Annotated in this window: 8 protein-coding genes; 7 read left to right on the forward strand and 1 reads right to left on the reverse strand. The window is 69.0% G+C overall.

Features of this window, described 5'->3' with window-relative positions:
- Positions 1 to 5: 5 nt before the first annotated feature.
- From Q664_RS49035 to Q664_RS49065, 7 genes are all read left to right on the forward strand, one after another.
- Positions 6 to 620 (forward strand): RNA polymerase sigma factor, encoded by a 615-nt coding sequence (locus Q664_RS49035; protein ID WP_152622805.1) that lies wholly within the window; start codon positions 6 to 8, stop codon positions 618 to 620.
- 60 nt (positions 621 to 680) lie between these two features.
- The gene (locus Q664_RS49040) at positions 681 to 920 is read left to right on the forward strand and encodes an anti-sigma factor family protein (protein WP_043413687.1); all 240 of its coding nucleotides are present in this window, start codon (positions 681 to 683) and stop codon (positions 918 to 920) included.
- Positions 917 to 1,984, forward strand: a complete 1,068-nt coding sequence (locus tag Q664_RS49045; protein ID WP_043413651.1) for a radical SAM protein — start codon at positions 917 to 919, stop codon at positions 1,982 to 1,984. Before Q664_RS49040 ends, Q664_RS49045 begins: the two co-directional genes overlap by 4 nt.
- Positions 1,985 to 1,995: 11 nt before the next feature.
- Positions 1,996 to 2,610 carry a DedA family protein gene (locus tag Q664_RS49050; RefSeq protein ID WP_043413654.1) on the forward strand — a complete coding sequence of 205 codons (615 nt, stop codon included), beginning with the start codon at positions 1,996 to 1,998 and terminating at the stop codon, positions 2,608 to 2,610.
- Between the two features lie 70 nt (positions 2,611 to 2,680).
- A complete protein-coding gene (locus tag Q664_RS49055; RefSeq protein WP_152622804.1) occupies positions 2,681 to 3,244 on the forward strand; it encodes a hypothetical protein in 564 nt (187 codons plus the stop codon).
- Positions 3,241 to 3,600, forward strand: coding sequence for a hypothetical protein (locus tag Q664_RS49060; RefSeq protein ID WP_043413658.1), 360 nt, complete (start codon positions 3,241 to 3,243; stop codon positions 3,598 to 3,600). The genes Q664_RS49055 and Q664_RS49060 overlap by 4 nt, the downstream gene beginning before the upstream one ends.
- A gap of 101 nt (positions 3,601 to 3,701) precedes the next feature.
- Positions 3,702 to 5,780, forward strand: coding sequence for a hypothetical protein (locus tag Q664_RS49065; RefSeq protein ID WP_043413689.1), 2,079 nt, complete (start codon positions 3,702 to 3,704; stop codon positions 5,778 to 5,780).
- A gap of 3 nt (positions 5,781 to 5,783) precedes the next feature.
- Here the strand turns inward: Q664_RS49065 and Q664_RS62810 are convergent.
- Positions 5,784 to 8,074: ABC transporter substrate-binding protein (locus Q664_RS62810; protein WP_043413693.1), on the reverse strand; the 2,291-nt coding region annotated here is incomplete at its 5' end.

Genomic DNA, 8,074 nt, shown 5'->3' on the forward strand with positions numbered 1-8,074 from the left:
ACGAGATGTCCGACGAGGCCGTCAAGGAAGAGGATCGGCAGCTCGTGGCGCGGGCCCAGGCCGGCGACATCAGCGCCTTCGAGGCGTTGGTGGAGGCCCACCGGGACAAGGTGTACGGCCTGACGCTGCGGATGACGCGCTCCGAGGCGGATGCCGCCGAAATCACCCAGGACACCTTTCTGTCCGCCTACCAACACCTCAAGGACTTCCGGGGAGACGCGGCCTTCGGCTCGTGGGTGCACCGGATCGCCGCCAACAACGCCCTGATGCGGCTGAGGCACCGGCGGGTGGTGCAGGCGGCCGAGGAGGAGATCCAGGGCCCGGAGTTCACCGAGCGGGGGAGCCTGGCCGAGTACCCCCTCCAGGACTGGAGCCGGAGCGCCGAGGGCAAGATTCTGGATGCCGAGCTGGGGCGGGCCATCCAGGGGGCGGCCGACCGCCTGCCCGAGGGGTACCGGGAAGTCTTTCTCTTGAAAGACGTGGAGGGCCTCAGTTACGAACAGATCGCCGAGGTGACGGGGGATTCCATCCCCGCCATCAAGAGCCGGTTGCACCGCGCCCGGCTCGCGCTTCGCGAAGCCATCGACCAGTTCTACAATCAGGGCAGTGCGGGCGGGTGAAACCCATCAGGAGGCCAGGCATCTTCGTGAATGACGAGGCAGGCCACGGCCGAGGTTCGGATGTACACGTGTAAAGACGCCATCAACCTCCTGTTGAACTTCCTCGATGGCGAGATGACGCCCGAGGAGTCACGACACCTGAAGGAGCACCTGTCCGGGTGCGCGCCCTGTGTCGATTTCCTGCGGACCTACAAGGCCACGCCAGGGCTGTGTAAGCGTGCGATGGCCCAGCAGATGCCGAAGGAAGTTTCCGCCAAGCTCACCGAATACCTGCGCGCGCGCATCAAGTCCGCCTCGTGAAGCTCAACCTGAAGTCGCTGTCGTTGCCGGAGCTGCAGCTGGCCCTCGCCCCCACGGAGCCCTCGCCCGTGGCCGTGCGCAAGGTGTTCGCCTCCGTGTTCGCCCATGGGGCCTCCTCGCTCGAGGAGGTGTGCCAGGCGCCCCAGGTACCGCGGCGCGTCGCGGACTTCCTCCGGGAAAACATGGAGATGACGCGGCTGGAGGTGGTGGAGCGGCGCAAGGCCGACGACGGCTTCGTGAAGTACCTCTTCGCCTCGCCCCTGGGGGGCCGGGTGGAGGCGGTGCGCATCCCCATCTTCGACCACAAGTACGTGGTGTGCATTTCCAGCCAGGTGGGCTGCGCGCTGGCGTGTGACTTCTGCATGACGGGCAAGCTGGGCTTCAAGCGCAACCTGCAGACCTGGGAGATTCTGGATCAGGTGATGCAGGTCCGCGCCGAGGCGGACCGGCCGGTGCGCGGCGTGGTGTTCATGGGGATGGGGGAGCCGCTGCTCAACTACACGGAGACGCTGCGCGCGGCGCAGATCCTCTCCCACCCGGCGGGCTTCGCGATTGCCGGGCCCTCCATCACCTTCTCCACGGCGGGCCATGTGCAGGCCATCCGGCGCTACGTGCGCGAGGGGCACCCGTACCGGCTGGCCTTCTCGGTGACGAGCGCCATTCCGGAGAAGCGGGTGAAGGTGCTGCCCATCGAGAAGACGCACCCGTTGCCGGAGCTGATCGACGCCATCCGCGAGTACTCCACGGTGCGGCGCGAGCGGGCGATGATCGCCTACGTGGCCATCAGCGGCTTCAACCTGGGGCGCGAGGATGCCGAGGCGCTGAAGGCGGCGTTCGAGGGCATCCCCATCAAGGTGGATCTGATCGATGTGACGGATCCCACGGGCAAGTACCTGCCGCCCTCGGCCGAGGAGTTGAAGGCGTTCCGGGACCACCTGCAAATCCTGGGAGCGCCGATTGCGCGGCGCTACTCGGGAGGCAAGGACATCGGGGCGGCGTGCGGGACGCTGGAAGCTTCACAATATGGCGGCGTGGTGCTGCCGCCTCCGGTGGCCGCTGGTTAAGTTGCCGGGGCATGGTCGAGTACCTCGACAACCTCATTTCCCACATCGGATTGCTGGGGCTGCTGGTGCTCGGGCTGGCGGCGGCGGTGGAGTACGTGGTGCCGCCGTTCCCCGGGGACACCATCACGCTGCTGGGCGGGGTGTACGCGGTACGGGGTGAGCACCCCTGGCCCCTGGTGTTCCTGGTGGTGGTGGCGGGGAGCGTGGTGGGGGCGCTCGTCAACTACCAGGTGGGGCGGTGGCTGGTGGGGCGCTTCGAGCGGAAGCCGGGGGACGTGTTCTTCGGCATTTCCCATGCGCGGCTGGAGGCGGTGCAGTCACAGATGCGGCACAAGGGGCCGTGGTTGCTGCTGGCCAACCGCTTCATCCCGGGCGTGCGGGGATTGATATTCGTGGCGGCGGGGGCGGCGCACATGCCGCGCAGCAACGCGTTGATACTCGGGGCGCTGTCGGCCATGGCGCACACGGGGCTGGTGCTGGCGCTGGGCGCGGCGGTGGGCGGCAACCTGGAGCGGCTGGAGGCGTTGATGTGGCGCTACCAGTGGGCCGTCATCGGGCTGGTGGCGGTGGGCGTGGTGGCGGCGCTGGTGCGCGCCCTGGCGAAGCGGAAGGCTCAGACTACCTGAGCACGGTGCGGGACCTGTTCCCAGCTTCGCGGATTGTGACCGGCCATCGGCCTCGGTAGCGTCTCGTGGAATGTTCGCGAACGCTTGTAGGCTTCTCCTGGTTGTGGGCTGTCTCCTGGCGCCGGGTGTTCTCCACGCCTCGCCACCGGGTCTGCCCACGACGGCGCTGCTGGCCACGGTGCCAGACACGGTGCGCCTCAAGATGCTGGCGGCCCTGGCGCGAGGAGACATCGCTGGCGCCATCTCCCTCTGGCAGCTCCATATGAACCGGAGCACGGTTCCCGCCGCGCTACAGGCCATGCAGAGCGCCTACAACGCGGTGAACAGGACGATGGGGCCTTGCAAGCAGGTTGCCCGGGATATCTCCAACGGCTTCAAGGCCTTTGGCGGTAATCCGCAGTACGTCCAATTCAAGCCCCCTGGAAAGCCACCCTATCTGGGTTGGGAGATGCGAGCAGGGGACCCGAAAAGCACCATTCAGATATCCGACATGGGCAGGCATTACGCGGTCATGATGAAGGACAAGGTCTATGATGCCTTCACCGGGCCGGAGGGCATGGTCTTGAGCGAATATCTCAAACGGCTGATCGCGCACGATGGTGTCCCCCTCTGGGAAGTGGTGAGCAGCCTATGAGCGCACGGAACTCGACACCATCGGAGCGTGACCGTCCGGTCTTCGTGTTGGATGTGTTGATGGGGATCCGGGAGGAGGCCCGGAGAGGACGCCCCTTCTGGTTGTTTTTCGGGGCCGAGAACGCCGAGAACATGTGGTCCTATATCGCGGGCTATCTGCACTGCTGTTACCGCAACGGCTTCACCGATGAGGAGTGGGGCCGGTTCGTGGACTGGCTCGCGGATGTGAAGCACGAGTTCCCCGAGGGCGGAGGTTGGGTGAAGAAGTTTCTCGACGACTGCGGTGGCGACCACGGCAAGGTGATCATGAAGTTCCTCGACCTCGCTGCGGAGTTCGTCGCCACGCAGCGGGGCTGAGCACCAGACCCGTGCTTCGGACAGGCCGAACTGTCGTTCATCCATCCGTCGCTCTCGGGAAGCGTTGAGCGCACGCGTGGAGCCGCGATCAAGTGGTGGTCATGCTCCGTTCCCATCCCGGGTTGCTGCTCCTCGTGGCCTTCGTGCTCGTCGGCGGTTGTCGGTGTGACGAGCCGCCCGTGGGCGGTACTCGCGGGGACTTCGACGTGGAGGCGCGGGTGCTCGACTTCGGCCGGGTACTCGAGGGCGACACGGCGCGCCGCTCCGTGACGGTGGTGGGCACCGGCCGCGCCAGTGTCACCATCTCCGCCTCGGTGCGTGGTGGTCCCTTCTCCCTGGCCGAGACCGCGGTGTCCGTCCCGGGTGCCAGCTCCGTGGCGCTGGAGGTCCTCTTCCCCGCGGGCAATGGTCCAGCCGAGGCCACGCTGGTGCTGTCCTCCGGAGGGCGCTCGGTGGAGGTGGCCCTGCGAGGCCAGGGCGTACGGCCGTTGGTGTGCGTGCCCTCGGCGGCGTGCCGCCAGTCACGCTTCGAGCTGGAGCCGGGCGTGTGCGTGGAGTCGGACGCTCCGGACGGCGCGGCGTGCATCCCCGGCAGCCGGTGTCAGGAGAACGGCCGTTGTCAGGCTGGAGCCTGCGTGGGCTCGCCACGCACGTGTGACGATGGCAACCCCTGCACCCGGGATGCGTGCTCACCGGAGCAGGGATGCATCACCTCGCCCGTGGTCTGTCCCTCATCCGGCAACCCTTGCCGCGTGGGCCTGTGTGACCGGGAGCGGGGGTGCACCGAGGTGGATGCCCGCGATCTCTCCGTTTGCGGCAAGGTGGACTGTGTCACCGCCCAGCTGTGCTTCTCCGGCACCTGTCGCGAGGTCCCCACGCCCGAGGGACTCCTCTGCTCGCCCGCCACGCCCTGTCAGGGGGAGGGCCATTGTCAGTCCGGCGAGTGCGTGCGTCCGGATGTGACGGAGCTCGTGCCCGCCTTCGCCCAGGAGCTCGGCGGCGAGCCTTCGTTCACGCCCGGTGGGCCGGTGTTGCTCGCGCAAGGGGAGTCCCTCTTCGCGTCGGTGTGCGGCGGCGATGCCGGCTGCCGGTTGGTGTCCTATACGAGCGAGGGCTTCCTGCGCTTCGAGACGCCCTATCCGGAGGGCCCGGCGCGCACGCTGCTCGGCGTCTCGGACGCGGGCGTCGTGCTGCACGAGCCGGGAGCGCTCGAGTCCTATGCCTCTTCGGTGACGGGTGCTCCCCAGTGGCGCGTTCCCCTCACGCGTCTCGAAGCGCCTCCGGAAGCAGGGGGACCCTCCACCGGCGTGGGGCGCGTCGCGCTCGGACCCGAGGGGAACGTGGTGTCGCTCGTGTCGTGGGCGGGTGGGAGCTCGGCGCTCGTGGTGCTCGCCCCGGACGGCGGTGTGTTGCGTCAGGGCACCCTGGACGGTTTCGCGGAAGAGGCTCGGGTGGCGCTGGACTCGCGCGGAGAGGTGTTCCTCTTCGCCGCGGGAGGGCCCCTGGTTCGCGCCGAGCCAGAAGACGGAGGCACGGGCTTCCGCTCCATCCCGTTGCTCGAGGAGGTGCCGGAGTCGGGGGCCTCGCTGGCCGTGGCGGGGGACTGGCTCTTCGCGGGGGCGCGGGCCTTCGTGGGCGTGGATGGGGGGACACCCTCCGCGGCGCAGTGGGACGTTGGCGCCCCGAGCGTCCGGCCGCTCGACGAGCCCGTGCTGCTGCTGGAAGACACCGGTTACGCCTTCGCCCGGACCTGTTCGCGCACCGACGGCACGGTGTGCGCTCCGGAAGAGGAAGGGGTGCTGCTGCGCGCATTCGACGCGCGGGGAGGCAAGGCCCGCTGGGAGGTGCCCCTCTTCCTGGACGAGGCTCCCGGGGTGCTGCACGAGGCCGCGCTCGTCCAGGGCGGTGGGGTGAGCACCGTGACGAGCATGCGGCTCGGAGGCGTGACGCGGGCCCACCTCCAGGTCTTCGCGGAGGGCGAGCGGCTGATGATGTGCCCGCTGCCCGGGAATCCCCGGGTGGTGGGAGCCCTCTACGCGGGGCACTCCGTCTACGTGGCCCTCGAGCGAGGGGGTTCCTGGCGGCTGGAGGCGTTCGACCTCGAGCCGTTCATCACGGCGGAGACGCGCGGTTGGCCCCAGGCGTCCGGCGTCTCCGGCTCGCGGCGCGCGAGCCCCTGAGGCTCAGCTCCTCCGCTCCAGCCGCTGCTCCTGCTCCAGCCACAGGTCCTCGAAGCGCACCTGGGGAGGGGTCTGGTGCAGCCGCAGTCCCTGCACGCTCCCGCTCGCCGCCGCGTACACACGGTGATGGAAGATGGGGATGATGGGGCACTCGTCGTAGGCGATCTTCTCCGCGAGCCGGTAGAGCTGCTTGCGCCGCTCCGGGTCGATGGTGGTGCGTGCCTCCACCGTCAACGCGTCGAACTCCACGTTGCGGTAGCCCATCGAGTAGACGGTCTGCGCCTTCGAATTGAGGTGGAAGTGGAGGAAGTTGTCCGGGTCGGGATAGTCGGCGATCCATCCCACCCGGAAGGCCGGCAGCCGTCCCTCGCGCCGCCGCTCCGCGAATTCCTCCGCGCGCAGCTCCACGTGTTGGAGCTCCACCAGCCCCGCCTCGAGCAGCGGGCGGAAGAGCACGGCGTCCTCGGCCGTCGTGTCGCGTCCCTTCGCGAAGTAGAGCGTCAGCGGTAGCACCCGGAGGCCGGCCTCGCGCAGCAGCCGCTCGGCCAGGTGGATGTCCAGCCGTGGCTCGGGCAGCAGGCCCTCGTTGTCCAGCAACTCCGGCGGTGTCACCGTGCGGGCGATGCGCGCTCCCTTGTGGAAGCGCTCCACCAGCCCCTGGAAGTCCATTCCCGCCCGGAGCGCCTTGCGCACCCGCACGTCGTTGTACGGCGCCTCGCGCAGGTTGAAGCCGAGGAACGACGTGGACGGCGTGGTGCTGGTGACCACCTGCTGCCCGTCCAGCTCCAGCGACTCCACGTGCATGGAGAACAGGTGCGAGACGAGGTCCACCTTGTCCTCCTGCAGGGCCAGGACGGCCTGCTCGCGCGAGTCCACCAGGTGGAACTCGAGCCTGTCCAACAGCGGCTGCTCCTTGCGCCAGTAGGTGGGGTTGCGCTCGAGCACGATGCGCTCCTGCCCGAACTCCACCTGACGGTAGGGGCCCGTGCCGAGCACCCGCCCGCTCGCGCTCACCCGGCCCACCGCCGTGCGCGGCAGCGCCATCAGTTGCAGGAAGAAGGCCTTGGGCTCCTCCAGCCGGATCTCCAGCGTCTGGTCATCCAGCACCTCGATGCCCGTCACCTCGCGCGCCAGGCCCGAAGCGAAGGCCCGGGCGCCCTCCACGTCCTCCATCAGTCCACGGTCCGGCGACTTCACCGCCGGGTCCAACAGCCGCTCGAAGTGGCGCTTCACGTCGCGCGCCGTCAACGGCATCCCGTCATGGAAGGTGACGCCCTGGCGCAGGTAGAAGCGGTAGCGGCGCGCCGAGGGGTCCGCTTCCCAGCGCTCGGCCAGGTCCGGCACCAGCACGCCGTCATCCAGCCGCAACAGGTTGGCGAAGACGCAGCAGCTCATCTCCAGCAACTGGTTGTCCACGGCGAAGAGCGGATCCAACCCGCCCAGCGCCCGGACGAAGGCCGTCTGGTGGATGCCCGCGCGCACCGTGCCTCCCGCGTGGGGGGCCGGAAGCCGGAAGCGGAACACCTCGCCATCCAGGCTGGCCGCCTCGTGCGCCAACTGCTCCACCGTGCGGCTCAGCCCGTCGCCGATGCGGATGACCTGCAGCGCGTCCTCGCGCACCCGCGCCACTTCCTCGCCGATGGCCGCGTCCCCGCGCATCAACACGCCGTGCGCCGCGCGGATCTCCTCGATGGCCGTGCTCAACCGCACCACCGCGGTGGACAGGTCCCTGCCCGTGCGCGCCTGGCCCTCCGCCTTCTGCGAGGCCTCCTGCGCCAGCTTCGCCATCTGCTGCGTCTGATGCACCAGCTCGCGTCCGTGACCCGCCTGCTCCATGGCCGCCCGGGTCACGTCATCCACACGCCGCGCCACCCGGTGGCTGGCCTCCACCACCGTGGAGCCCTGCATCTCCAGCCGCTTCGTCTCGGCCTGCATCGCCTCCACCGCGGAGAAGGTGCGCTGGGTGATGGTGCGGATCTCCATCAACGCCTCGGCCGCCCGGTCTCCCAACTGCACGCCCGTGCTGGCCTGCTCGCGGCCCTCCTTCACCAGCGCCACCGTCGTGTTCACCTCCCGGCGGATGCCCCCCACCATGGTGGCGATCTCCCGCGTGGAGCGCGCGGTGCGCTCGGCCAGGCTGCGGATTTCATCGGCCACCACGCCGAAGGGCCGGCCCTGCTCACCCGCCTGGGCGGCGATGATGGCGGCGTTGAGCGCCAGCAGGTTCGTCTGGTCGGCGATCTCCTGGATGACGTCCACGATGCGGCCGATTTGAGTGGAGCGCACACCCAGCG

Origin of the sequence: Archangium violaceum Cb vi76, from assembly GCF_000733295.1 — a bacterium.
GTDB classification, from domain to species: Bacteria; Myxococcota; Myxococcia; order Myxococcales; family Myxococcaceae; genus Archangium; species Archangium violaceum.